We start from the raw sequence: 24877 nt of genomic DNA on the forward strand, positions 1-24877 counted from the left end.
TTTGTCTATTCGAGAGGGGGATTCGTATGGAAATTATTGGGTGTGTTTGGTTTCTTAAGAATCTGTTTATATGCTATCTTATAGCAAGATTTGTCAAATACATTAAAATACCAGTAGAGATAACGCTTCCGCTTTCATGGGTAATACTTTTAATTATTCCTTATGGTGGAACTTTGATGATTAATTTTCTCTATTTTTATTTTTGTATTGGTTATTTAATCCATAAGCATCTTGATTATCTACAAACTTATAAAGTCCCTTTATTCAGTATTTCACTTGCCTTTTTTATCGTTGCTCTTTATCTGAATTGGACAAATCCTCCTGAAAAAGTTGATATAAATTTACTTCTGTATAGCCCTTTTAAATTTATATTACAAGTTTTTGTAGGACTTTCCGGCTCTATAGTCATAATAGGTATCTGTGAATTGATATATAAGTTGTTTGAAAAGCGGCAGAGGGCAAAGAGGATTCTATCATATTTTAGTACTATTGGTAGACATACTTTAGGAATATATGTCATACAAACTTTTATAATAGAGCGGTTAATAACTGTATATATTAAGTTAAATGAGGCAGTCATTTCACCAGTTTTTACAGATTTTATATTTATTCCATTGATTGGTAGTGTCTTATGTCTTGTTTGCTATTATGTTGTTCGTTTAACACAACCAATTAAAATAATAAATATTCTTTTTTATGGAGAACAGAAATAGAACTTATCTTGACTTTTGTTTCTTTTCACTTTCTTCATCAGAATAACAATAAATGCTATATAATTCCATGCTTGCCAACTGGTCAAAGTAACATCAAATCTGTTCAACAGACTTCTGTATGAATCCAACCACGCATTTGTTCTTTCTATGCTGTACCTTTCTTTATACAGTATATCGTCAAACAAATAGCAATCTTGCCCACCCCCTGCTCTATAATTAAATGCTACATTTGCAAACACACCCATTCTTAGGCACATGTGTCTAAACTCTTTTGCATCGAATCCCGCATCAGCATTGAGAAATAATCCATCAGTAGAAATATCAGACTTTGTGAGTTGTGAGAATACTTCTTTAACCACTTCTGAAATATTGTACAAATCATTGTGAGAACCTGCAACTGGAGTGGATATGGCGAGTGGTATTCCCTGACGGTCAGTTACATAAATAGCATTTGTAGTCTTGCTCTTCTTGCGTCCCTGATAGCTCTGACAATCTCCACCACGTAATGCTGTAGTATGGCTGCCATCCAAATCTATACTTGACATATCCAAGAAAGATTTATAACGGCCTAGAAGTATTGTCCACACTTTTTGCCATTCTCCTTTCTTACACCATTTGCGAAAATGTCCGTATACGGTTTTGTAATGAAGAACCTTTGCTGTGAAGAACGATGAAACTGGAAGCATATACCATTGGCAACCAGTCTTAAGCTTATAAAGAATGCATTGAATTACCTCGGATAGGCAGCTTTGGCAAATATATCCACGTTTTGCTACTGATAAATGAGGTAGAATTTCATTTTTTATTGTATCTTTGTCCAGTACTTTGTACATGAGAGGTATTTGAAGCTTGGTTCAATAATACAAAGATAAGAATCCCTCTCTATTTTAACAAAATAAAAACTCAAGACGACTTCATAGAAAGTATAAGTTCTTATCTATTGAGGCTTAATCTTACAATGATGGATGAGAGGCTTATTGATTTATAGAGCAGTTGTTTGAATATGTTCTCGATTTCCTGAATTTACTATAGTTATTAGACGTGTAATGTGAATATTAATTTATGATAGGAAGAAATAGTTTAGTTAAGCTTATAGATTACTATTATCGTGAACCTTTGATGAAGTTTAGGATAATGAAGGAGAAAGGGTTCTCTTTGTATACAACGGGTAATAGTTATCCATATATTTTTATGGTAGATGGTAGAATTCCACATGGTGGAATGTTTGATAGACTGAAAGGTCTGATTACCATTTATGCTATATCTAAAGCTTTGGGAAAGCCATTTAAATTGAACTGGAGTTATCCGTTTGTATTAAGTAAGTATCTTGAGCCAAACGAGTACGATTGGCTAATTGATGAGAGCCAAATGAATTTTGGCCTTCTGTCATATAATAATGTTATAGCCTATGGAGAGATAGTAGACCCTTCTCGTTTATATAAAAAGCGTTCATCCGAAACACATTTCTATTATGGCTATAACTCATTAGATAAGGTGAATGCTTATTTTGGAACGAATTACCAGTGGGGCGAGTTGTATAGAGAATTATTCCGTCCAACAACTTATCTTCAACGCTATTTGGACCTGTATCAGTCAGAGATAGGAGCTAACTATATCGCAATTCATACACGTTTTATGAATCTTTTGGGTGACAAGATGGAAACGGCTATTAACCCGGAGTTAGGTTCTGATAATCAAAAGAGTGCATTGGTTGAGTCTGCTATCAATTCTGTAAAGAAGATATCTGAACAGCATCCTAACACAAGAATTCTTATTGCTTCCGATTCTATGGTTTTCATTGAGGAGATAAAGAAAGCAAAGCTTGATGTGTATATTGTGCCTGGAACTGTAAAGCACATTGATACTGCTGGTGAAACAGATGATTCTGAGAATATAAAGATGTTCACAGACTATTACTTAATCAGTGGTGCGCAAAAAGTCTATAGCTTATGGCATGAAGGAATGTGGAAGAGTGCATTCCCTGAGTATGCTGCAAGAATTGGAAATGTGAATTTTGAACGTGTCGAGTTCTAAATCATGAAGAAGAAATTAATTCGCGTTACAACTGCAGACATATCTTTAAATAGTTTGCTGAAAGGTCAGCTGAAGTTCTTGAGCCAATATTTTGACGTTATTGGTGTTGCAAAAGATACAGGTGTTCTGAAGGAAGTTAGTGAACGAGAGGGTATTCGTGTTGTGGATGCTCCGTTAGAACGTCCTATCAGTTTGGTGAAAGATATAAAGGGGTTGTGGTTTTTGTATCGTCTGTTCTGTAAGGAGAAACCATGGTGTGTACATGCCAATACTCCTAAGGGAAGTCTTTTGGCAATGATAGCTGCATGGTTTGCATGCGTTCCGCATAGAGTTTATACCGTCACTGGCTTACGTTATCAGGGGGCTCATGGCTTTTTAAAAATGATTCTTAAGACGATGGAGCGCTTGTCGTGTCTTTTTGCTACAAATGTTATTCCAGAAGGACAAGGGGTATTACATGCTTTGCAAGAGGATTGCATTACTAAGAAGCCGTTGTGTGTGATTTGGAATGGAAATATTAATGGTATTGATACCGAGTTCTTCACTCCTGTAGAGAATACTCAAGAAAAGTCTGATTCTTTTACCTTCGTTTTTATAGGAAGAATGGTTAAGGATAAAGGAATGCACGAACTAACGGAGTGTATGCGACAACTGAATTGTCGGTTAATATTGGTTGGAACATTTGAAGAGGAGGATGCCGTTTCTGCTTCTGATAAAGAGTTTTTGACAACTTCTGAAAAGGTTAAGTTTGTCGGCTGGCAAAGTGATGTTCGTCCTTTCTTAGCTCAAGCTGATGCACTTGTTTTCCCAAGTTATCGTGAGGGATTCCCAAATGTTCCAATGCAAGCAGGTGCTATGGGCTTACCATGTATTGTTACGAATATTAATGGTTGCAATGAAATCATTAAAGATGGACTGAATGGTAAAATTATTGCTGCCCCTCTTAAAGAAGGGTCTGAAGTTATGCAACAGGCTTTGCTTAATACTATGAAATGGTTTATTGAGCATCCTGAAGAGGCTAAACGTATGGGACGTAATGCTCGTCCAATGATACGTGAAAGGTATGAGCAGAAGGATATTTGGAAGGCTTTAAAAGAATTTTACGATGCTTTATAAAATAGCACATATCCTACGTGACAAGTTACCTTGGATCTGGGATATTATAGGGGTTATCAATTCCTTCCTTTTTGGATTAAGGTATGGAAGTAAAATGAAGAATGTTCAGAATATTCTTTCTCATTTTACTAAAACTACAGATGAGGCTGGTAATGCACTTTTCTATAGGATAGAGAGCCTTGGTAAGGATAATCTTCCTATGTTGGCAAAGATGTTTGCAGAACAGCCTGCGTCAGCCTTTGATTTCTTTAAACCTCATGGTTTCGATGAACTATCATTGAACAAGTTAGCAAAAGATAAAAGTTTTCTTGCTTATATCGTTGTTGCAGAAGGAACTGTTCAACAAAAAGTATGTGTTGGATACTTCTTCCAGCGGAGTTTCTTTTGGGGGAAATCCTTTCGTGGGTATATGACGGATTATCGTTGGCAACGTCGTGGTATCAATAAAATGATGAATCTATGTGCAACAGAGATTTCTTCATTGTTAGGTCTTAGGGTTTTTGGAACAATCGCGCCAGATAATATTGCTTCTATGAAATCTGCTCAGACTGCTAATGATATTCAGATTATTGAAACATTACCTAATGGAGATTACTATGTAGAGTATAAACCAAAGGCAAAATGAACCACGAATTTCTCAAATGTTTTTGTGTACTACGAATTTCTCTAATTTTGCGAATGTTCTTTGTGTACTGCGAATTTCTTTAATTCCTCGAATGTTCTTTATGGACTGCGAATTTCTCTAATTCTTCGAATGTTCTTTGTGTACTGCGAATTTTTTTAATTCCTCGAATGTTCTTTATGGACTGCGAATTTCTCTAATTCTTCGAATGTTCTTTGTGGACTGCGAATTTCTCTAATACCTCGAATGTTCTTTATGGACTGCGAATTTCTCTAATTTCACAAATATAGCAAAGCTCTTTCATATTATGCGCGTTGAGAAGGAATTGGTGTTTAAGAATGAGGCATACCAAATAATTGGTGCTGCAATGGCTGTTCATAATGAGTTGGGTAGTGGGATGCGTGAGGTAGTCTATGGTGATTCTCTTGAGATAGAATTTAAATTGAGAGGAATTCCTTTTCAACGTGAACAGACGTTCAATATTCTTTATAAGGGTGTAGAGTTACAGCATAAGTTCAAATGTGACTTTATTTGTTATAAGAATATAATTGTTGAACTTAAAGCTGAAAAAGCGATTACGGATATTGATCGCTCGCAGATTATTAACTATGTGAAGATAACAAAATGCCCCTTGGGTATACTTGTCAATTTTGGTGAGAGTTCTTTAATGTACGAACGTTATGTCTGTACGAAAGATTAGTTTTATTCGTCTTATTTATTATATATATAATTAGCCTCATTTTTTCTATCCGTATTGTTTTTTATTCGCGTCATTCGTAGTATTCGATAAATTCTAATGAGAGCATCTTTATATTCTATAATTCGTGCCATTTGTGTCATTCGTAGTTTTAATAGATATGTCTTTATATTCTAAAATTCGTGTTATTTGTGTCATTCGTAGTATTTTAACTCATTTATAAGTTATGTTTTTAAAATGGATATTTGATAAACTCGCATCTTTGTTTGGTTTGCTATTTCTTAGTCCTGTATTATTGGTAGTAGCAATTCTAATCAAGGTGAAGATGCCTGGTCCTATTTTGTTTTGTCAGAAGCGAGTGGGGCAGTATGGCAAACTGTTTATTGTATATAAGTTCAGATCGATGACAGTCAAGGCAGAGGCTTCTGTGGCAAGTAGGGATTCAGAAGCAACTTCTATTGCTTCAACTGAACAGTGCCGCATCACACCACTTGGCGAGAAACTTAGACGTTATAAGTTAGATGAGTTACCAGAACTCTGGAATGTTCTCAAAGGTGATATGAGTTTTGTCGGTCCACGTCCAGACGTTCCTGGTTATGCAGATCAGTTGCAAGGAGAAGAAAGAGATATTTTGAAGTTAAAACCTGGAATAACGGGTCCAGCCAGCTTGAAATATAGAAATGAGGAAGAACTCTTAGCTTCTGTTGAGAATCCTGCTCAATATAATGATGAGGTTATTTTCCCTGATAAAGTCAAGTTAAACCTCTATTATTTAAAGAACTATTCCTTTATAAAAGATATTCAAATGATTGTCTGTACAGTTCTCGGTAAAAAGATGGACTATGCAGGTGAAAAAATATAATTAGTAAAATGGAAAGAAATCGTGTTTTACTTTGTCTCGCTCACATGAGTGGTAACGAGATGAGATACATCCAAGAGGCGTTTGACACCAATTGGGTGGTGCCATTGGGACCAAATGTCAATGGTTTTGAAGATGACTTGAGACGTTTCTCTGTCTCTGTAAGTCCTTCAGGTGAAAGAAGAAACTTCCTTGAAAAAGAGGAATATCCACAGACAATTATGGCGCATGAGGATAATCCTGATAATCTTTGGAAGGAGTCTTTACCAAGATTGGAGGATAAGCGTATTGTAGCACTCTGTTCTGGTACCTCTGCTGTACACCTCGCTTTAGTTGCATTGGGAGTTAAGGCAGGCGATGAGGTCATCTGCCAGAGTTTTACCTTCTGTGCCAGTTCACATCCAGTAACTTACCTTGGTGCAACCCCTGTGTTTGTTGACTCAGAGAAGGAAACATGGAATCTTGATCCTACACTTTTGGAGGAAGCTATTAAGGATAGAATTGCTAAGACTGGTAAGAAACCAAAAGTAATCATCGTTGTTTATCTTTATGGTATGCCTGCAAAGATAAAAGAAATTCTTGCAGTAGCAGATAAATATGATATCCCTGTTGTAGAGGATGCTGCAGAGGGTTTAGGTTCAAGATACGAAGGACAGGTATGTGGTACCTTTGGCGAGTATGGTGTTCTCTCATTTAATGGAAACAAGATGATTACTACATCAGGTGGTGGTGCACTTGTTTGTCCTAATGAAGAGGCTCGTAATAATGTGATGTTCTATGCAACACAGGCTCGTGAGGGTTATCCGTACTATCAGCATGAGAAGATAGGTTTCAACTATCGTATGAGTAATGTTTGTGCTGGTATCGGTCGTGGTCAGATGACAGTCTTGGATGAGCATATTGCTCATCACCGTTACATTGCTCATTTGTATGAAGAGGCTTTCAGTAAGATAGATGGTATTACCTTCCATGCAAACCCTTCATCGGAGTTCGATTCTAATTTCTGGTTGAATACAATGGTTCTTGACCCTTCTGTTAAGGTGAAAGGTCAGGAGAATGCATATAAGACAACAGTACAAGGAGCAGTAGGTGGTGCAGCTGGTGTTATTCATTCAGTAGATAATGCACATACTGATTGTGAACCAAATGCTAATGTTGAGGCTATGCGTGTCTTCCTTGATAAAGCCAATATTGAGAGCCGTCCTCTTTGGAAGCCAATGCACAAGCAGCCATGTTATAAGGATTGTCCAGCATACGTAAATGGAGTGAGCGAAAGTCTTTTCAAAGTAGGTATGTGTTTACCAAGTGGACCATTAGTAACAGATGATGATGTGAAATATATTGTGGAGAAGATAAAAGAGGCAATGGAATAAGTGCTATCTTTTATAACCCATATTAACCCAAACCGGTCATTAGACCACAATATGTGTATTTCTTTTTATTACGGTATTGTTTCCTGACATCTTTTATTTTCTTATCGGCATCTTGTTTGTCTTTGTAACTTGACGTAGCTCGCTACGTCTGCGTTACAAATCCAAACAATCTGCTCGAAAATAAAACAAAATATGTTTAGGAACTAATGCCCGATTTGGGATTAAGGGCTGACGTCGGAGATCTTAATGTCTTCGGTGCCAGCCCTTGTTGTGTTTCTCCATATATTAGATTATGGTAATATCTGATTTACCTTGCCTTCTTATCCTATACATAAAATCCGTTGGATTATCAAATGAATAAATAAAAATCTCAATTTTTATTAGGTTTGTATGTCAAGTGGATAAAAGGCATGATTTTTTTGCCGTTTTTGATATGTACGTGTCGCAAAAGTACGAAAAAAAACTGAACGAACGAAGAAAAGAATAGAAATTTAGTACTTATTTTTCAAGTTTTATTTTCTCTTCTTTTTTGATAATATCTTTTACATTATCTGGCGTTGTGGATGGTAATAACATTGTAGAAATCAACGAGTTGATAATTGTCGATATGTTTTTTAATTGCGTCGTCTTATTATCTTTATTGGTCGTGTTGTCTGTTATTTTCGACAAAGAATCCTTAGGCAATGTAGCCTCATAATTTGTCCAACAAGCAGCAGCCATACGTTTTATCTGTACAAGCCGTCCCTGCACATTTTCTTCCTGTTTATACTGGTTATAAATCTTTTCAGCATTCATGTATTGGTCGTATGCTGGTTTCCATGATTGAAGAAACATATTGCATAGGCCTAACCGATAATAGACATCTCCTTTCTCTCGTTCATAACATACGGTTAGTGTTTTCTCATAATAGGGGATAGCTTCCTTATATTGCTTTAAGTTGAACTTACTTTCTGCAGTTGTATAATAGTAGACTGACCGCTCATGTGGCGCAAATACTTCCAATTTAGGCATAACACCCTCTAAGTATTTAACAGCTGCTTCATAATCCCAATCATGGTAATAGCAAAGACCTATATAAGCCTTGAAACGTTCGTTAAGCTTATATTCTTTATCCAATCGCTGAAAGATAAGCAGGGCTTCATGATACTTTGCTGAAGTAAAGTATTCCAGTGCTTTCCCTAATTCTTCAGCATCCTTGCTCTTTTGTGCAAATGCAGGGATAGAAGTTGTAAGGCATAGCAGAAGCGTTATGATAAATTTTCCCGTTTTTCTTACAGCCATATTATCTTTTTTACAATCTTCTCGCCATATTGCGCAAGGTCAATATCAATCAAAACTTTTCCTATTTGATGATTTTCGTGAGAGTCACCCATAGTCTGTTCTATCTCCTTTAAGCATTGTATTACTTGGGTGAGAGATAATTTTGTATCAAAAGTTCCTATACAATTCAAGAATTTGTCAGACTTTATTCCAATCGGTTCTGTCCATTGTGTATCAGAGAATTTGACACCCTCGAAACGTTGTTTCAGTAGTGTCTGAGCTTTGAAAATATTCGCCTCCTGATTAGAATTTGAGCCAAGTGCAATGATTGTCTTCATGAATACAAAGTTACGTATAAGTTTTGAAATCTTTGTGAGATTTAAGATAATTCACTTTGTATTATATAATAAAACGCGTATTTTTGCAGTTATATAATCTAAAAAGAACTTTTTATGAAGCGATATATCTTCCTTTTTATCTCATTCCTCTATATGTTTTCTACCGTAGCGTCGGGACAGGCAAGGTGGAATCAAGTTTATCAATCCTATATTGATCAGTATAAAGACATGGCTATTGAAGGTATGCTGAAGTATGGCGTACCTGCAAGTATCACGTTAGCACAAGGTCTGCTCGAGAGTGGGGCAGGGCGTGGAAGACTTGTTCTTCTTGGTAATAATCACTTTGGTATTAAATGTCATGGTTGGCTGGGGCGTACGATTTCACATGATGATGATGCAAAAGGAGAGTGTTTCCGTGCATATGATAGTGCGTTAGAAAGTTTTGAAGATCATTGTAAGTTTCTTCGTGACCGTCCCCGTTATAGTAGTCTGTTCAGTTTGGATAGATCCGATTATCGTGGTTGGGCGTATGGATTGAAGCGAGCAGGTTATGCTACCAATCCTGTCTATGCACAGAGTCTCATTAATCTTATAGAGCTTTATAAACTTTATGAATATGATAAGGCGAAAAGTTATGACCGCTTTATGGCTCATCATAGTGGTGAGAATTCTGTTGTCCGTGGCATAGAAAATGGTCGTCCAAATCCTGTTCAGGTTTTGGGTGCACATCCTATCAATAAATACAATGACAACTATTATGTTATTGTAAGACGAGGAGATTCTTTTAAATCGTTAAGTAAAGAATTAGAAATTAGTGTAGGTAAGTTGGCTAAGTACAATGAACGTGATAAGCATGAACGTCTGATTCCAGGAGAGTATATCTGGTTGAAGAAGAAACAAAAGAAAGGTCCGAAGGAGTTTAAGAAGCGTCCATATTATGTACGCAAGTCAGAGAGCTTATACGATATTGCACAACGTTATGGTATTCGTTTGAAGAGTCTTGTGAAGAAGAACGAAAAGATTGCCGAGCGTGGTCTGAGAATTGGCGATGAGGTGATATTGTATTAATCCCCAATCAGGCATTAGACTAAAAAATGTTTAGGCTTTAATGACTATAGGAAGTTAAGATAATTATTAATACACATAAAAAAAGCCCTTATTTATCTGCTTATAGATAAGTAAGGGCTTTGTTTTTTGTTTGTCTTTACGCTGTTTACTACGCCTTTGCAACAAATGCAAACAATCTGTTCGACAAGTAAAATAGTTAGAGTTCTTAAGAAATAGATAAGGACCTATGAGACTGATTAGAAATCAGTCAGACAGGTATCCAATGCTTTGGTGATAGCCTCTTTGTCGAGGTCTTGCCCAATAAATACGAGTTTCTGCATTCTGTCACCATATGGCTCCTCCCAATCTTTCTTCAGTTTAGGATTATTCTCAAGGAACTCGCGCAACTGGAATGGTGGCATAGTAGCATACCATTGACCTGCATTGCGAAGGCTTACCTGCTTACCAGCCTGCTCAAAGACATAACAAATATCCTTCTCATTAGAGAAATAGCAGAGCCCTTTACAACGAATAATCTGTTTAGGCCACTGACGTGCTACGAAATCATCAAAGAAATTGATGTCGAATGGACGGCGTGCATAGTAAACAAAGGTCTGGATATTATATTCCAAAGCTTCACCGCTTTCCTCATTCTCCAAACTGTGATGATGGTGGCAGTGGTGATGATGATGATCGTGATGGTGTTCGTCATGCTCATCGTGGTGGTGTTCATGCTCATCATGGTCGTGATGATGGTCATGTTCATCCTCTTCCTCATCGTGACCTTCAATCTCTGCAATCCATGAAGCAGAGGTAGCAACCTTTTCAAAGTTGAAGTCTCCTGTATTGAGGATTTTATCTAAGTCAACATCTCCATAATTACACTCGATAATCTCAGCCTTTGGTTGAAGTGAACGGATAATCTTCTTCACCAGTCCTAATTCCTCTTTGCTGACGTCATCCACCTTATTAAGAAGGATAATATTGCAGAACTCAATCTGCTGGATAAGTAAGTTCTCAATGTCATCCTCTTGCAAGTCTTTCTTCAAAAGGTCGTTACCAGCAGAGAACTCATCACACATACGACGTGCATCGACAACAGTCACGATAGAATCAAGTACTGCCTTACCTTTCTTAGCAAGGTCTGGATACATTTGTGGATATGCGCAGATAGTCTGTGCGATAGGGGCAGGCTCGCAGATACCACTTGCCTCGATAACAATATAGTCGAACTTTTGCTGTGAAACAATATCGTTCAATTGCTGCACTAAGTCCATCTTCAGCGTACAACAGATACAACCATTTTGGAGTGCAACGAGCGAATCATCCTTCTGATCGACAACGCCACCTGCCTCAATGAGGTCAGCATCAATATTCACTTCACCGATGTCGTTGACAATAACGGCAAACTTAATACCTTTCTTGTTGGCAAGAATCTTGTTTACTAACGTTGTCTTACCGCTGCCTAAATAACCTGTAAGCAGGAGGACAGGAGTCTCTTTTATATTCATCTTATGTGTCTTTTGTTTTATAATTCTTAGACTACAAAGTTACAAAAAATATGCCAAGTGACATATTCAATACGATGAAATATTGTGTAATTTAGTCTTTCCTATTCCTTAATTGAAAAAGAGTGGCTATGCCAATCAAAGCATAGCCACTCTTTCGGGGATGTATATTGATATCTAATACCCCTTGTAGACAAAGGGAAGCCCCAACTACTTATCCTATAGAAAACAGTTCTATCTCAAAAATCAATGTGGAAAAAGCAGGGATATCACCATCGCGTTTTGTTCCATAACCCTCTTGATAAGGGACATGAATACGCCAATGGTCACCCTTATGCATCGCACAGAGTGCCGTTTGAAATCCTGTAATCAGTTCGTTTACACGGAATGCTTCAGGAATACCTCTCTGCCAACTATCGTCGAAAACATTACCGTTAATAAGACTACCGCGGTAATGACAGGTAACAATAGAACGCTCAGTAACTTTTCCGTCACCACTTCCTTCTTTTATTACTTCGTACAGAATACCGTTAGGAAGTTTCTTGATACCTTCCTTCTGACAAAGTTCTCTAAGGTATTCTTCATTCTTTAATTTGTATTCTTGTTTCTTTCCCATACATCTTAATTCTATATTAATGCACGCAAAATTAGCCAATATCTTTTGATTTCACAATTAATTCAATTACTTTTGTTTCGGCATAGTATTTGTTCTATAGCTTATAAACGTACGATATGAATTTTGATAGAATAGAGAATGATACACGTCGGGCAGAGTTGATTCGCGTGTTGGAGCATTCAATAGAGCGATTGTCATTGGCAGAGTTGGAAGCTTTGTATTACGACCTTGTTGCTAAGGATTACATAAGGGAGTAGCGAAATGCAGTTGTTGGATAACTGGAATAAGGAGATTTTACGCCTTGCCATCCCCTCTATTATAAGTAATGTGACTGTTCCATTGTTAGGTCTTGTTGACTTGGCAGTGGTAGGACATATTGGGAATGAAACTTATATCAGTGCGATAGCAGTCGGTTCGATGATATTCAATGTGATGTATTGGCTATTAGGATTCCTACGCATGGGAACGAGTGGCATGACATCACAAGCATATGGACGACAAGACGGGCAGGAATGTATGAATATTCTTGTGCGCACACTGACAATAGGAGTGGGAATGGGAGTCCTCTTTATCGTGGCACAGCGTGGTATAGAGTGGGGGATGCTTCGGCTGATGAATACGCCAGAGCCTTCGTGGCACTTTGTTGCTACCTACTTTAGGATTGTTATATGGGGTGCACCTGCCATGTTGGGACTCTACGGACTGACTGGATGGTTTATCGGAATGCAAGATACGCGTACGCCAATGGTGGTGGCTGTGTTGCAGAATGTGGTTAATATCCTTGCCTCTTTGTTCTTCGTTTTTGTATTTGACTGGAAGATTGGTGGTGTTGCAGCAGGTACAGTTTTGGCTCAGTGGGCGGGCTTTGTAGTCTCTTTATATGCTGTATATAAGCGGATAACATCTGGGAAAGAGCGAGGATTGACTTTGGGGAAAGAACGTCGTGTAGCCTTGCAGACAACCTTCCGTCATGTATTTATCATGAGAGGAGAATGGGGTGAGTTCTTCCGTGTAAACAAAGATATCTTCTTACGGACGCTTTGTTTGGTGGCAGTGAACTTCTTCTTTACGTCGGCTGGAGGAAAACAGGGAGCTATGATGTTGGCTGTGAATACATTATTAATGACCTTGTTTACGCTCTTCTCTTATCTGATGGATGGTTTTGCATATGCAGGAGAGGCGCTTAGTGGTAAGTATTATGGCGCAGGGGATAAAGAAGGACTGCGTATAACAGTTCGTCGACTCTTTGCCTTTGGTGTCATTATGGCATTGATGTTTACTGCGGTTTACGTCTTTGGAGGTGTAGGTTTCCTTTGTCTTCTCACAAGTGATATGTCTGTTGTGACAGCTGCACAGCCCTATCTCTTTTGGGCTTACCTTATTCCTATGGCAGGAATGGCAGCTTTTGTGTTAGATGGAGTCTTTATCGGCTTGACAGCTACTAAGGGGATGTTATTCTCAACAGCTATGGCAATGATAACTTTCTTCGTTGTCTATTATTTGTTTTGGAATAGTTATGGAAATAACGCCTTATGGATAGCTTTTCTATCGTTTCTTGGAATGAGAGGACTTGCCTCTATTCTCTGGGCACGTAGATATTTAGTAATAATTTAAGAAAAAAGATTGTAAGATGGGTTATGGTTGGATAATCGTGTTTCTTTTGGTCCTTTTGCTGGGCTGTGGATATGTGAGTTGGCATGTATGGCAGATTCTGCCCCTTGCTGTAGTAGGTAAGTGGATTGTCGTTGGAGCATTGTTGCTTTGCATCCTATGCTTCTTTACTAATTTTATATTGGGTTTGGATAATAAGCCAATGCCAATAGCTATTACATTGTATGAACTTGGCAATTCTGCTGTGTTTATCGGGTTGTATCTGTTGTTACTCTTCCTTGTGATCGACTTGGGAAGATTACTTCATCTTGTTCCCCGTTCCTTCCTTTATAATAGTTGGGCAGGTACATTATCGGTAGTTGTTATTATGATTGGATTATTCGTTTATGGATATTTCAATTATTTGCACAAAGAGCGTGTACCCTTAACTTTACAGTCAGCAAAACCGATGAAACAACAGCATCGTTTGGTAATGATGACCGACCTACATTTAGGTTATCATAATCGTACAGATGAGTTCAGAAGGTGGGTTGATAAGGTGAATGAAGAACAACTAGAGGCTATTCTCATAGCAGGAGATATTATTGATGGTAGTATTCGTGCATTAATAGACCAAGATATGGCAACTGAGTTTCGTCGTCTGAAGGCTCCTGTTTATGCTTGTTTAGGAAATCATGAGTATCTAAGTGGTGAACCTCGTGCAAAGAAGTTCTATCAAGATGCAGGGATTCATATGCTCATTGATAAACATAGTGTGGTGCCTTTGGCAGGTGGTGACTCAATTCTTATTGTAGGGCGCGATGATAGGACGAATAAAAAGCGTGCCAGCCTACAGCATTTGATGAAGTCTGCTCCAAAGGGTTATTATACGATTCTTATGGATCATCAGCCTTATCACTTGGAAGAGGCACAGCAAGCTGGTATAGACTTCCAACTCTCTGGTCACACGCATTATGGTCAGGTATGGCCTGTAAGCTGGATAGAAGACCTTATTTATGAGGATGCTTTCGGACCTTTACAGAAAGGGAATACACAATATTATGTGTCTTCTGGAATCGGTATTTGGGGTGGTAAGTTCCGTATCGGAACAAGGTCCGAGTATGTAGTAGCTGATATCAAGTAGGAATTAACCATTCTGTCTGTTCTGGATGATATGTTTTATAAACCACTTCCCTATATAATGTTTTTGTTATTAGTGGTTTAACTTGTATCATTAAATGATATCTATAAGTTTAATTCTTCATCATCTATTATCGTATTCATGCTGCGCACATGTGGTGCGGAGCATGAACACCAATGGTGCGAGGCGTAAGCACCATTGGTGTTCATGGCTTAGTGTCTTATAACTTTTTGTTGTGAAGGGGGCGATGCATTGTTGGAAAAGAAGTATAAAACCAAATATAAACGACGAGGTTGGTAATTATGCGATTAATAAGAAATACGAGTTCATTATTGCCTATCGCCAGATGCGAGATTAAGACAGAATAACTCTAAAGATGTTCCAACGTTTTCTTAATAAGATAAGTCGTTCGTTACGATGTGTTGAAGAATCTAAAAAGAAAAACAGATATTAGTTTGCGGTTATCAGAAAATAGTTGTATTTTTGCAAAGAATATATTTCGATCGATGAAATAAGGAAATAAGTTCCTTTGTTTTCGTTCGTTTTTATTTTGCTAAAATTAATGTTGATAGTTGACTACACGTTATTTGTTCAAATGAAAAAAATTATTTTCTCCCTCATAGTTACAGCTATGATTATGACCATGACGGGATGTGGCTCAAGTAAGGGCTTTACTTACTTAGAAAACGCTGATTCTATTAGCCTTGCTGCTTCACGTGGCTTGTATGATGCGCGCATCATGCCAAAAGATGAATTGACGATTACTGTAAACACTACTGACCCAGATGCTGCGGCTCCTTTCAATTTGCAGGTGCGTAACCAGTTGGGTAGTGGTAAGCAGGTTGCTTCGGGTGGTGGCTCTTTGCAGGGTTACTTGGTAGACAACTCAGGATTCATCAATTTCCCTGTAATTGGTAAGATTCATGTAAGTGGCTTGACAAAGCCTGAGTGTGAAGACCTTATCAAGAGTAAGATTCAGCCTTATTTGGCACGCACCGAGAATCCTATCGTTACTGTTCGTATGAGCAGTTACCATATAACCGTTCTTGGTGAAGTTGGTCATCCAGGTGTTATTCCTGTATCAACAGAGAAGATGAGTGTTTTGGAAGCAATTGCGCAAGCTGGCGACCTTGGCGTTTATGGAAAGCGTGATAACATTATGTTGATTCGTGAAGATCCAACAGGTCAGAAGCATGTTGTACGTTTGAATCTCAATGATGCAAACTTGCTTAACTCACCTTATTATTATCTTCAGCAGAATGATGTCCTCTATGTTCAGCCAAATAGTGTAAAGGCTAAGAACTCAGGTATCGGTAGTTCTACTACCCTCTGGTTCTCTTTCATTGGTATTGTGACATCAGTGGCATCATTGCTTGTAAACGTATTGAGAAAGTAAAATACTGTCCTTGTAGGGCTTGTATATAGCCTTTCTTAGGATAAAATATAATAGGAATGAGAATATCTTTGATATCCATGTCTTGGGTAGACCTTAGGGTACTACTAAAAAGAGAGGGTGTGAGAGGTATTCTCTTTTTGAATTTAGGGTAACTGATTGTATAAGGATTATGTGTGGAATTGTAGGATACATTGGAACAAAGCGTGAAGCTTATCTCATTTTAATTAAAGGCTTACAGCGCCTTGAATATAGGGGATATGACAGTGCAGGTGTAGCATTGATAAATAAAGGTAAAGAACTGAATGTTTATAAAACAAAAGGAAAGGTTGCTGACCTGGAAGAGTTTTGTTTAGATAAGGACATAACAGGTAATATCGGTATTGCTCATACACGTTGGGCAACACATGGTGAACCTTCTTCATTAAATGCACATCCGCATTATTCACAGTCGAAGAATCTTGCTATTATTCATAATGGCATCATTGAGAACTATGCTGAAATCAAGCATAATCTCATAGAAAAAGGAATGACATTTCAGTCAGAAACTGATACGGAAGTATTGGTACAATTGATTGATTATATACAGACAAAGAAAAACCTCAGTTTACTGGAAGCTGTTCAGTTAGCACTTCATCAAATCATTGGTGCATATGCTATAGCTATACTTGATAAGCGCAATCCAGACACTATTATTGCGGCACGTAAGCAGAGCCCATTAGTAGTGGGCATTGGTGATGGGGAGTTCTTTCTTGGCTCGGATGCCAGTCCTATTGTAGAGTATACGGATAAGGTAGTGTACTTAGACGATGGGAATATTGCCGTTATGAAGTTAGGAGAAGAACTGAAGGTTGTTAATATTCTAAATGAAGAACTGTCACCAGAGGTGCGTACAGTAGATATTAATCTTGGAGAGATAGAGAAAGGAGGCTTCCCTCACTTTATGCTCAAAGAGATTTTTGCACAGCCAGAGTGTTTGAAGAATTGTATGCGTGGGCGTGTACATCCAGAACATACTCAGGTGACATTGAGGGCTTTGATAGATCATCGTGATAAGTTGCTGAATGCGAAGCGCATAATTATTGTCGCTTGTGGTACAAGTTGGCATGCAGGTCTAATTGGTAAGCAGCTGATAGAGGAGTATTGTCGTATTCCTGTTCAGGTCGAATATGCAAGTGAATTCCGTTATGGCAATCCTGTGGTTGGTGATGGTGATGTTGTGATCGCTATTTCACAGAGTGGTGAAACTGCAGATACACTTGCTGCAGTAGAACTTGCAAAATCAAAGGGTGCGTTTATTTATGGTATTTGTAATGCCATTGGTTCAAGTATTCCACGTACAACAGACACAGGAACTTACATTCATGTAGGACCTGAGATTGGTGTAGCATCAACGAAGGCCTTTACAGGACAGGTTACGGTGTTGACAATGTTTGCGCTTGCTTTAGCTAATGCAAAGGGAAGCATTAGTGAAGACGAGTATAACAAAGTGATAAAAGGATTGGCAGAGATGCCATCTGTTATAGAAGAAGTCTTAAAGACAAACGATCAGATAGCAGACTTAGCACGTACGTTTACTTACGCCCGTAACTTCCTCTATCTTGGTCGAGGATATAGTTATCCGGTAGCTCTTGAAGGCGCATTGAAGTTGAAAGAGATATCCTATATACATGCTGAAGGCTATCCAGCAGCAGAGATGAAACATGGACCAATCGCTTTGATAGATTCAGATATGCCTGTCGTTGCTATTGCAACACATAATGGAATGTATGAGAAGGTTCGTAGTAATATCCAAGAAATAAAGGCACGACAAGGACGCGTGATAGCTTTAGTTTCAAAGGGTGATACAACCATCTCTAAAATAGCAGATGCTGTTATAGAACTCCCAGACATGATGGAATGTCTTGAGCCATTAGTGGCAACGGTTCCATTGCAGCTGTTGGCTTATCATATTGCTGTATGTAAAGGCAAGGATGTTGATCAGCCAAGAAATCTGGCTAAGTCTGTAACAGTAGAGTAGGGAGAGGTGAGTGGTTGACGCCAGACATTATAAGGCATAGTCTGTGTATTTATTCTTAATGAATATAACGAATGCACAGGCTGTGTTACTCCTAATAAAGTGAAGTTTATATTCATCTTCCTTTTTATCAAGGGAGACATGAAGATAGATATACGATTTAAAAGTAAAAGAAAGACAGAAAACCTTATCAATGGAAAAGAACATTCATGAAGACTGCGGTGTGGCAATGATTCGATTGCTGAAGCCGCTTGAGTATTATCAGGAGAAGTATGGCACCTGGATGTATGCACTGAACAAACTCTATCTGATGATGGAGAAACAGCATAATCGTGGTCAAGAGGGAGCTGGTATGGCTTCTGTAAAACTGGATTCTGAGCCAGGTAATGAATATATGTTCCGTGAGCGTGCAGAGGGTAAGAATGCTGTCGCTGAGATTTTTGCCAATGTTCATAAGCATTATAAGAACCTTTCACAGGAGCAGTTGTCTGATGTTTCTTTTGCTAAAACTAATCTCCCCTTTGCGGGAGACCTTTATATGGGCCACCTTCGGTACTCTACTACCGGCAAGAGTGGCCTTTCTTATGTTCATCCTTTCTTGCGTCGCAACAACTGGAAAGCAAAGAATCTCTGTATGTGTGGTAACTTCAATATGACTAATATTGGAGATGTCTTTGAGATTTTGACTGAACAGGGGCAGTGTCCACGTATCTATAGTGACACGAATATTCTCTTAGAATTGATGGGACACAGACTTGACCGTGAGGTTGAACGTAACTTTGTGGATGCACAGAAGTTAGGTTTGGAGAAGCGTGCTATCACCAACTATATTGAAGAGAACGTACAGATGAGTAATGTTCTCAAGACAACAATGCAGCACTTTGATGGTGGATATGTTATCTGTGGATTGACTGGTTCAGGTGAGATGCTCTCTATCCGTGACCCATGGTCGATTCGTCCGGCTTTCTATTATAAGAATGATGAGATTGTCGTTTTGGCAAGTGAGCGTCCTGTTCTGCAGACTACATTCGACCTTGAGTGTGATGATATCCAAGAGTTGAAACCTGGTCAAGCACTGATAGTTAATAAACGTGGTGAATGTTCACTACAGCAAATACTTGAACCTAAGCAGAATGCTGCTTGCTCTTTTGAGCGTATCTATTTCTCACGTGGTTCAGACCGTGATATCTATAAGGAGCGTGAGACATTGGGACGTCAGTTGACAGAGCCTGTATTGAAAGCTGTTGACTATGATACAGAGCATACAGTTCTCTCGTATATCCCTAATACTGCGGAGGTTGCGTTCTATGGTCTTGTTCACGGCTTTAAGGAGCAGATTGACAAGAAGAAGGTTGAGCAGATCGCAGCTTTAGGTTCTAAGGCTTCTTCAGAGGAGGTCTATCGTATTATACATCAAGATGTACGCTCTGAAAAAGTGGCATGGAAGGATATTAAGTTGCGTACCTTTATCACAGAAGGAAACTCGCGTAACGACCTTGCATCTCATGTTTATGACGTAACATACGAGTGTATTAAACCTTATGAGGATAATCTTGTCATTATTGATGACTCTATCGTTCGTGGGACAACATTGAAGGAGAGTATCCTTCGTATTCTCGATCGCTTGCATCCTAAAAAGATTGTTGTCGTATCCAGTGCGCCACAGATTCGATTCCCAGACTACTATGGTATTGATATGCCACATCCAGAAGAGTTCTGTGTCTTCCGTGCAGTAATCGAACTGATACGCGAACGCGGTATGGAAGACTTGCTTTGTGAGGTCTATGAGAATTGTAAGAAAGAATTGGCAAAGCCTAAGGGAGAGACCATTTCAAATGCTGTACGTGCTGTTTATAAGCCTTTTACGGTAGATGAGATTAATAAGAAGATAGTTGAAATGCTGCGTCCAGAAGGTATGACAACACCTGTAGAACTCGTGTTCCAGAGTGTGGAGGGATTACATAATGCAATACCTAATCACCCCGGTGATTGGTATTTCACAGGAAACTATCCAACTCCAGGTGGTATGCGATTGGTCAATGAGGCCTTCGTAAGCTATTACGAGCGTGAACATCTAAATACAGGAAAGGCGTAATAACCGCTTATCTGTAAATTATCATCATGATAAAAAGAATTATTTTCATGAAAAGAATTATTTTTTATCGTGAAAAGAAATCTTTCTTTTCATGAAAAGAATTTTCAATCCAACAATACTATAAGCAATGAGGAACGTAACTTTAGTCTTAAGTGACGGAACAAAATTCCATGGAAAGTCGTTTGGATACGATACCCCAGTAGCTGGTGAAGTGGTCTTCAACACAGCTATGATGGGCTATCCAGAGAGCTTGACTGACCCTTCATATGCGGGTCAGCTACTAACAATGACCTTCCCATTGGTAGGTAACTATGGTGTACCACCTTTTACTATTGAGGAAAGTGGTATTCCAACCTTCATGGAGAGTGATAAAATCTATGCCTCAGCCTTGATAGTGTCTGACTATACAGAGGAGCATTCACATTGGAATGCTGTGGAAAGTCTGGCTGACTGGCTGAAGCGTGAACACGTACCAGGTATTACTGGTATTGATACACGTGAGCTGACTAAGGTTCTACGTGAGCACGGTGTGATGATGGGTAAGATTCTCTTTGATGATGAACCTAATAATATCCCAGAGGCTGATTACGAGGGAGTAAACTTTGTTGATCGCGTTTCAACAAAGGAGATTATTCGCTACAACGAGGGTGCTGGTAAGAAGGTTGTCCTTGTTGACTGCGGTGTGAAAGCCAATATTATCCGTTCATTGATTACCAGAGGTGTTGAGGTTATCCGTGTACCTTGGAACTATGATTACACTGGTATGGATTATGATGGTCTTTTCCTCGGTAATGGTCCTGGCGACCCTGATATGTGTAATGATGCTGTTGAGGTTATTCGTAAGCAGATGAGTATGAGTAAGAAGCCTATCTGTGGTATCTGTATGGGTAATCAGTTGCTTTCAAAGGCTGCAGGAGCAAAGATTTATAAGTTGAAGTATGGTCATCGTGGACATAATCAACCTGTTCGTATGGTAGGTACTGATAAGTGTTATATCACCTCACAGAATCATGGTTATGCGGTTGATGCTTCAACATTAGACAAGGATTGGCAGGAACTCTTCGTTAATATGAATGACGGAAGTAATGAGGGTATTCGCCATAAGGAGAATCCTTGGTTTACCTCACAGTTCCACCCAGAGGCTTGCTCTGGTCCGGTTGATACTTACTTTATGTTTGATAAATTTGTAGAAACACTGAAATAATGAAAGACGAGTCAATAAAGAAAGTCCTGATACTTGGTTCAGGCGCATTGAAGATTGGTGAGGCAGGAGAGTTTGATTACTCTGGTTCACAGGCGTTGAAGGCATTACGCGAGGAGGGTGTTTCTACGGTTTTGATAAACCCAAACATTGCTACCGTACAGACATCTGAGGGTGTAGCAGACCAAATCTACTTCCTTCCAGTTCAACCTTACTTCGTTGAGCGTGTTATTGAGAAGGAACGTCCCGATGGAATTCTCCTGTCTTTTGGTGGCCAGACAGCACTAAACTGTGGTGTTGAGTTGGATAAGACAGGTGTTCTGAAGAAGTATAATGTAAAGGTTTTAGGTACTCCTGTTAAGGCTATCATGGATACTGAAGACCGTGAACTCTTCGTTGAACGACTCGACGAGATTGATGTTAAGACAATCAAGAGTGAGGCTTGTGAGGATATTCAGCAGGCACGAGTGGCTGCAAAGAACCTCGGTTATCCTGTTATTGTACGTGCTGCATACGCATTAGGTGGCCTTGGTAGTGGATTTGCCGATAATGAGGAAGAATTGAATACACTCTGTGAGAAGGCCTTCTCATTCTCTCCTCAGGTATTGGTGGAGAAGAGTTTGAAGGGTTGGAAAGAGATAGAGTACGAGGTTGTTCGTGACCGTTATGACAACTGTATCACAGTTTGTAACATGGAGAACTTCGACCCGCTTGGTATTCACACAGGTGAGTCTATCGTTATTGCACCATCTCAGACCCTTTCTAACAGCGAGTATCATAAGCTTCGTGCACTGTCTATAAAGATAGTACGTCATATTGGTATTGTTGGTGAATGTAATGTTCAGTATGCTTTCGACCCAGAGAGTGAAGACTATCGTGTTATTGAGGTAAATGCTCGTTTGTCTCGTTCTTCAGCTCTTGCCAGCAAGGCAACTGGTTATCCTCTTGCTTTTGTTGCTGCTAAGTTGGGTATGGGTTACGGACTCTTTGAGTTGAAGAACTCTGTTACAAAGACCACTTCTGCTTTCTTCGAACCAGCACTCGACTATGTAGTCTGCAAGATTCCACGTTGGGACCTCAGTAAGTTCCGTGGTGTGGATAGGGAGTTAGGCTCAAGTATGAAGTCTGTTGGTGAGGTAATGGCTATTGGTCGTAACTTCGAGGAAGCCATTCAGAAGGGTCTTCGTATGATAGGACAGGGCATGCACGGCTTTGTTGAGAACAAAGAATTGCAGATAGACGATCTTGATGCAGCGTTGCGTGAACCTACCGACAAGCGTGTGTTCCTTATTTCTAAGGCGATGCACAAGGGCTATACGGTTGACCAGATTCACGAATTAACCAAGATTGACCGTTGGTTCCTTAATAAACTCAAGCATATCATAGATATTGATGAGGAACTGAAGACAAAGAATATCAACACACTTGATAAGGAACTTCTGCGTACTGCAAAGGTTTATGGCTTTACAGACTTCCAAATCGCACGTGCTGTTGGTTTGGAAGAAGAGTGCAAGAAGATGCACGAAGCTATGAGAATCGTTCGTCGTTTACGTAAGAGCTTTGGTATTCTTCCTGTTGTTAAGCAGATAGATACGTTGGCTGCGGAATATCCAGCACAGACCAATTACCTGTACGTTACATACGCAGGAGTGGCTTCTGACATTACATTCTCTAATGATCGTAACTCAGTTATCGTACTTGGTTCAGGTGCTTACCGTATTGGTAGTTCTGTAGAGTTCGACTGGTGTGGTGTTCAGGCACTGAATACTATCCGTCGTCAGGGCTATCGTTCTATCATGATTAACTATAATCCAGAGACAGTGTCAACGGATTATGACATGTGTGATCGCCTCTATTTCGATGAGTTGACCTTCGAACGTGTTATGGATATCATTGATGCAGAGAACCCACATGGTGTGATTGTATCAACAGGTGGTCAGATTCCTAATAACCTTGCTATGTATCTTGATGAGGAGAATGTGCCTATTCTTGGAACATCAGCAAAGGATATTGATAACGCTGAGGACCGTGCTAAGTTCTCGTCAATGCTCACAGAGAATGGTATCAATCAGCCAGAATGGAGTGCATTGACAAGTATGGACGATATTGATAAGTTCGTTGACCGTGTTGGCTTCCCAGTACTTGTACGTCCATCTTACGTACTTTCTGGTGCAGCAATGAATATCTGTTCTAATAGAGATGAGCTTACTCGCTTCCTTCAGTTGGCTGCCAACGTCAGCGAAGACCACCCTGTTGTGGTAAGTAAGTTCATTGAACATGCAAAGGAGATTGAGATGGATGCCGTTGCACAGGATGGTGAGATCTTGGCATATGCTATCTCTGAGCATATTGAGTTTGCTGGTGTTCACTCTGGTGATGCTACAATTCAGTTCCCACCTCAGAAACTTTATGTTGAAACTATGCGCCGTATTAAGCGTATCAGTCGTCAGATAGCGAAGAAGTTGCACATCAACGGACCATTCAACATCCAGTTTATGGCACGTGATAACGATATCCTCGTTATTGAGTGTAATCTCCGTGCGAGCCGTTCATTCCCATTCGTTAGTAAGGTGTTGAAGCTTAACTTCATCGACTTGGCTACTAAGATTATGCTCGGTGCACCTGTTGAGAAGCCTAATAAGAACCTCTTCGACCTTGATTACGTAGGTATTAAGGCATCTCAGTTCTCTTTCAACCGCTTACAGAAGGCCGACCCAGTATTGGGTGTTGATATGAGTTCTACAGGTGAGGTTGGTTGTTTAGGTGATGATACTTCTACAGCTTTGTTAAAGTCTATGCTGTCTGTAGGTCTTAGAATACCAAAGAAGACAGTCTTGTTGTCAACAGGTGGAGCAAAGCAGAAGGCTGAAATGCTTGATGCTGCAAAGATGTTGAAGCAGCATGGTTATGAACTTTATGCAACAGTCGGTACATCAAAGTATCTCGCAGAGAATGGAATTGAGAATACATGTGTGTATATGCCTTCGGATGAAGGACAGCATCCACAGGCACTCGATCTCTTACACGAGAAGAAGATAGACATGGTTGTGAACATGCCAAAGGACCTTACTCCGCGTGAGTTGACCAATGGTTATAAGGTTCGTCGTGCAGCAATCGACCTCAATGTACCATTGATTACAAACAGCCGATTGGCAAGTGCGTTTATCTCAGCCTTCTGCAATGTCAGTTTAGATGATATTGATATCAAGGCTTGGGGAGAATATTAATAGTCTTCTGGGGTTAAAGGAGTTAAGGGA

At 39.3% G+C, this 24877-nt stretch carries 21 protein-coding genes; 16 read left to right on the forward strand and 5 right to left on the reverse strand.

What is annotated here, in order from left to right; translation table 11 throughout:
- Positions 1–26: 26 nt before the first annotated feature.
- A complete protein-coding gene (locus tag J4861_RS07235) occupies positions 27–713 on the forward strand; it encodes an acyltransferase family protein (RefSeq protein WP_249110909.1) in 687 nt (228 codons plus the stop codon).
- Here J4861_RS07235 and J4861_RS07240 read toward each other — a convergent pair.
- Positions 695–1546, reverse strand: a complete 852-nt coding sequence (locus J4861_RS07240; RefSeq protein WP_211817430.1) for an IS5 family transposase — start codon at positions 1544–1546, stop codon at positions 695–697. The genes J4861_RS07235 and J4861_RS07240 overlap by 19 nt on opposite strands.
- A 286-nt stretch (positions 1547–1832) precedes the next feature.
- Here J4861_RS07240 and J4861_RS07245 point away from each other — a divergent pair, with 286 nt between their 5' ends.
- The 6 genes from J4861_RS07245 (at position 1833) to J4861_RS07270 (ending at position 7414) form a co-directional block, all read left to right on the forward strand.
- Positions 1833–2747 carry an O-fucosyltransferase family protein gene (locus J4861_RS07245; RefSeq protein WP_211817767.1) on the forward strand — a complete coding sequence of 305 codons (915 nt, stop codon included), beginning with the start codon at positions 1833–1835 and terminating at the stop codon, positions 2745–2747.
- A gap of 3 nt (positions 2748–2750) precedes the next feature.
- Complete coding sequence (locus J4861_RS07250; protein ID WP_211817431.1) at positions 2751–3863, forward strand: glycosyltransferase family 4 protein; 1113 nt, start codon at positions 2751–2753, stop codon at positions 3861–3863.
- Positions 3853–4488 carry a GNAT family N-acetyltransferase gene (locus J4861_RS07255; RefSeq protein WP_211817432.1) on the forward strand — a complete coding sequence of 212 codons (636 nt, stop codon included), beginning with the start codon at positions 3853–3855 and terminating at the stop codon, positions 4486–4488. Before J4861_RS07250 ends, J4861_RS07255 begins: the two co-directional genes overlap by 11 nt.
- A 304-nt stretch (positions 4489–4792) precedes the next feature.
- Positions 4793–5185 carry a GxxExxY protein gene (locus tag J4861_RS07260; RefSeq protein ID WP_211817433.1) on the forward strand — a complete coding sequence of 131 codons (393 nt, stop codon included), beginning with the start codon at positions 4793–4795 and terminating at the stop codon, positions 5183–5185.
- Between the two features lie 223 nt (positions 5186–5408).
- Positions 5409–6044, forward strand: a complete 636-nt coding sequence (locus J4861_RS07265; protein WP_211817434.1) for a sugar transferase — start codon at positions 5409–5411, stop codon at positions 6042–6044.
- Between the two features lie 8 nt (positions 6045–6052).
- Entirely contained in the window at positions 6053–7414 is a 1362-nt protein-coding gene (locus J4861_RS07270) for an aminotransferase class I/II-fold pyridoxal phosphate-dependent enzyme (RefSeq protein ID WP_211817435.1), read from the forward strand.
- Positions 7415–7912: 498 nt separating this feature from the next.
- Here J4861_RS07270 and J4861_RS07275 read toward each other — a convergent pair whose 3' ends face one another.
- Complete coding sequence (locus tag J4861_RS07275) at positions 7913–8695, reverse strand: tetratricopeptide repeat protein (protein WP_211817436.1); 783 nt, start codon at positions 8693–8695, stop codon at positions 7913–7915.
- Positions 8686–9012 (reverse strand): 2-amino-4-hydroxy-6-hydroxymethyldihydropteridine diphosphokinase, encoded by a 327-nt coding sequence (locus J4861_RS07280; protein WP_036864216.1) that lies wholly within the window; start codon positions 9010–9012, stop codon positions 8686–8688. Before J4861_RS07280 ends, J4861_RS07275 begins: the two co-directional genes overlap by 10 nt.
- Before the next feature lie 114 nt (positions 9013–9126).
- Here J4861_RS07280 and J4861_RS07285 point away from each other — a divergent pair, with 114 nt between their 5' ends.
- Positions 9127–10080 (forward strand): glucosaminidase domain-containing protein, encoded by a 954-nt coding sequence (locus tag J4861_RS07285; protein ID WP_211817437.1) that lies wholly within the window; start codon positions 9127–9129, stop codon positions 10078–10080.
- A 236-nt stretch (positions 10081–10316) separates the two neighbouring features.
- Here the strand turns inward: J4861_RS07285 and J4861_RS07290 are convergent, their stop codons facing one another.
- Complete coding sequence (locus J4861_RS07290) at positions 10317–11570, reverse strand: GTP-binding protein (protein WP_211817438.1); 1254 nt, start codon at positions 11568–11570, stop codon at positions 10317–10319.
- Positions 11571–11781: 211 nt separating this feature from the next.
- Positions 11782–12183 (reverse strand): BamJ family beta-barrel-assembly machinery protein, encoded by a 402-nt coding sequence (bamJ, locus tag J4861_RS07295; RefSeq protein ID WP_211817439.1) that lies wholly within the window; start codon positions 12181–12183, stop codon positions 11782–11784.
- A 116-nt stretch (positions 12184–12299) separates the two neighbouring features.
- Between bamJ and J4861_RS07300 the strand changes: the two genes are divergently transcribed.
- From J4861_RS07300 to carB, 8 genes are all read left to right on the forward strand, one after another.
- Positions 12300–12440 carry a hypothetical protein gene (locus tag J4861_RS07300; RefSeq protein WP_004361231.1) on the forward strand — a complete coding sequence of 47 codons (141 nt, stop codon included), beginning with the start codon at positions 12300–12302 and terminating at the stop codon, positions 12438–12440.
- Between the two features lie 4 nt (positions 12441–12444).
- Positions 12445–13797 carry an MATE family efflux transporter gene (locus J4861_RS07305; protein WP_211817440.1) on the forward strand — a complete coding sequence of 451 codons (1353 nt, stop codon included), beginning with the start codon at positions 12445–12447 and terminating at the stop codon, positions 13795–13797.
- Between the two features lie 16 nt (positions 13798–13813).
- Positions 13814–14917: a metallophosphoesterase gene (locus J4861_RS07310; protein WP_211817441.1), complete on the forward strand. Its 1104-nt coding sequence runs from the start codon at positions 13814–13816 to the stop codon at positions 14915–14917.
- Positions 14918–15509: 592 nt separating this feature from the next.
- Entirely contained in the window at positions 15510–16310 is an 801-nt protein-coding gene (locus J4861_RS07315; protein ID WP_004361228.1) for a polysaccharide biosynthesis/export family protein, read from the forward strand.
- A gap of 169 nt (positions 16311–16479) precedes the next feature.
- Positions 16480–18327 (forward strand): glutamine--fructose-6-phosphate transaminase (isomerizing), encoded by a 1848-nt coding sequence (gene glmS, locus J4861_RS07320; RefSeq protein ID WP_211817442.1) that lies wholly within the window; start codon positions 16480–16482, stop codon positions 18325–18327.
- 190 nt (positions 18328–18517) lie between these two features.
- Positions 18518–20419, forward strand: a complete 1902-nt coding sequence (locus tag J4861_RS07325; protein WP_211817443.1) for an amidophosphoribosyltransferase — start codon at positions 18518–18520, stop codon at positions 20417–20419.
- Positions 20420–20546: 127 nt separating this feature from the next.
- Positions 20547–21623, forward strand: a complete 1077-nt coding sequence (carA, locus tag J4861_RS07330) for a glutamine-hydrolyzing carbamoyl-phosphate synthase small subunit (RefSeq protein ID WP_211817444.1) — start codon at positions 20547–20549, stop codon at positions 21621–21623.
- On the forward strand, positions 21623–24847 hold the full coding sequence (gene carB / locus J4861_RS07335) for a carbamoyl-phosphate synthase (glutamine-hydrolyzing) large subunit (protein WP_211817445.1): 3225 nt from the start codon (positions 21623–21625) through the stop codon (positions 24845–24847). Before carA ends, carB begins: the two co-directional genes overlap by 1 nt.
- Positions 24848–24877 lie beyond the last annotated feature (30 nt).

The organism is Prevotella melaninogenica (assembly GCF_018127925.1).
GTDB classification, from domain to species: Bacteria; Bacteroidota; Bacteroidia; order Bacteroidales; family Bacteroidaceae; genus Prevotella; species Prevotella melaninogenica_C.